Below are 1,923 nucleotides of genomic sequence, written 5' to 3'. Positions count from 1 at the left end.
CGTCCGACAAGGATGGGACTGAGAATCGAACCGCCGCCGATACCGTAGACGCCGCCGAGGATACCCACGAGCAGGGCGAGGTGCCCGAGGCGCCGGCCGCGTGTCGCTCCCGGCGCCGGCCTGCGTGCCCGCCATGATGATCATGGCGTCCAATGTCGTCAACAGCGTTGATTATAGGATGGCTGTGGCGGCGATCTGAAGGTCCGCGCAGGTCAGGGGGCACCTGGGGGGACAAAGGGCAGGCCGGCGGGGGCACCCTTGTCGATCAGGCGGCGCAGGGCGGTGGTGTCGAGGTGGTCGGCGACGAGGTCGCCGAGGGCGTCGAGGCGGCGGCGGCGTACGTCGGCGAAGCTGGTGTGCGCGGGGGTGAACGCGCGCCCGGCGGCGGCGGCGACGCCCGCCAGGTAGACGCGGCGGAACTCGTCGTTCTCCAACAGGCCGTGCCAGCTCGTGCCGGCGACGGCGCCGAGGCGCACCCCGTCGGCGGCGAACGGCTCGGCGCCCGGGTGCTCCGCGGTGCTCAGCCGGCCGTGGCGGATCTCGTAGCCGCTGAGCCCGCTGCCCGCCGCGTCATCCGCGCGGTGCCGGCGCAGCAGCTTCGCCGGCTCGAACACGGTGGTGACCGGCAGCAGGCCCAGCCCGGCCACCTCACCGGCGCCGGACTCGACGTCGTCACGGATGTGCCGGCCGAGCATCTGGTAGCCGCCGCAGACGCCGAGCACCGGCCGGCCGGCGGCGGCCCGGGCGGCGATCGCGTCGGCGAGGCCACGCCGGCGCAGCCAGTCCAGGTCGGTGACGGTCGAGCGGGTGCCGGGCAGCACCACCAGGTCGGCGTCGGCGAGGTCCTCGGGGCGGGTCGCGAGGCGCACCGCGACGCCCGGCTCGGCGCGCAGCGCGTCGAGGTCGGTCACGTTCGACAGCCTCGGCAGCCGCACCACCGCGACCCGCAGGGTCTCCCCCACCGCCGCCACGTCCCCGCCCGGGCCGCCGCCCGCCGTGTCGCCGTCGCCGTCGCCAGCGCCGAAGTAGGCCAGGTCGAGGGAGTCCTCGACGTCGAGCCACAGCCCGGCGCGGAACGGGACGACGCCGTGCACCGGGCGGCCGGTGAGCCGTTCGATCTGGCGCAGGCCCGGTTCGAGCAGGCGCGGATCGCCGCGGAACCGGTTGATCACCCAGCCGGCGACCAGCGCCTGGTCGTCGCGGTCGAGCAGCGCCAGCGTGCCGAACAGGGCGGCGAACACCCCGCCCTTGTCGATGTCGCCGACGACGATGACGGGCAGGTTCGCGGCACGGGCCAGGCCCATGTTCGCGATGTCGGTGTCGCGCAGGTTGATCTCCGCCGGGGAGCCGGCGCCCTCGCAGATGACCGCGTCGAAGCGGCCGCGCAGATCGTCGAGGCAGTCCGCGACGATGCCCGCGAGACGCGCCTTGTACGGACGGTAGCCCAGCGCGTCGACCTCGGCGACGGGCCGGCCGAGGACGACGAGCTGGCTGTGCCGCTCGCCGCCCGGCTTGAGCAGCACCGGGTTCATCGCCGCCTCCGGCTCCACCCCGGCCGCCGCGGCCTGCATCGCCTGGGCCCGGCCGATCTCCGCGCCGTCGGCGGTGACGGTCGAGTTCAACGCCATGTTCTGCGCTTTGAACGGCGCGACCCGCACGCCCTCGCGGGCCAGCCAGCGGCAGATCCCCGCGGTCAGGACGCTCTTGCCGGCGTCGGACGCCGTCCCGGCGACCAGCAGCCCGCCACCCCTCGACGTCACCGCGCCTCCTCCCCCTCGCTCACCCTGGTCTACCGGCCACCGTCTTGGCCGGCGGCGGTACGGCCGCGCCCGTCGCTGCCCCGCGCTCCGCGACAACCGAGGGAATCCCACGCCCGCCACGGAGAGCCCGCCGCGCCGGTCTCAGCCCGGCAGTGGCCGTCGC

1 protein-coding gene is annotated in these 1,923 nt (G+C 75.3%); it reads right to left on the bottom strand.

Translation table 11 applies throughout. The features are described from left to right. Window positions 1-212: 212 nt before the first annotated feature. Window positions 213-1,760, bottom strand: a complete 1,548-nt coding sequence (locus tag MXD58_RS26610) for a cobyric acid synthase (protein ID WP_248840378.1) — start codon at window positions 1,758-1,760, stop codon at window positions 213-215. Window positions 1,761-1,923: the final 163 nt, after the last annotated feature.

Origin of the sequence: Frankia sp. AgKG'84/4 (assembly GCF_023242965.2) — a bacterium.
Taxonomy (GTDB): Bacteria; Actinomycetota; Actinomycetes; order Frankiales; family Frankiaceae; genus Frankia.
The sequence above is the reverse complement of the archived record's forward strand: the minus strand, read 5'-3'. Positions and strand labels throughout refer to the sequence as shown.